Origin of the sequence: [Mycobacterium] manitobense (assembly GCF_025821665.1) — a bacterium.
Taxonomy (GTDB): Bacteria; Actinomycetota; Actinomycetes; order Mycobacteriales; family Mycobacteriaceae; genus Mycobacterium; species Mycobacterium arseniciresistens.
In genome coordinates this window covers 1-329 of sequence record NZ_JACKSJ010000063.1, presented here as the reverse complement: position 1 = coordinate 329, position 329 = coordinate 1, and the positions used below count along the sequence as shown (strand labels likewise).

Sequence of the window (329 nt, the reverse complement as noted above, 5' to 3'; positions counted from 1 at the left end):
GGACGGTGCCGGACTTGGACCGCATCACGATGGACTGCGTGGTGCAGCCGCCGCCGAAGTAGCGCACGCCCTTGAGCAGGTCGCCGTCGGTGACGCCGGTCGCCGAAGTAGCGCACGCCCTTGAGCAGGTCGCCGTCGGTGACGCCGGTGGCGCAGAAGAAGACGTTCTCGCCCGAGACCCCTTCTGGCGCTCGTCGTCGTCGGTGGGGGCCAGGGTGGCCTGGATCTCGCCGCCCATGCAGCGGATGGCGGCCGCGGCGATGATGCCCTCGGGGGTGCCCGCCCATGCAGCGGATGGCGGCCGCGGCGATGATGCCCTCGGGGGTGCC

Annotated in this window: 1 protein-coding gene; it reads right to left on the bottom strand. The window is 72.3% G+C overall.

Translation table 11 applies throughout. The annotated features are described in order from the left end of the window. On the bottom strand, positions 1-329 hold a 329-nt coding region (locus H7I41_RS09175; protein ID WP_264012273.1), incomplete at both ends, for a fructose-bisphosphatase class II.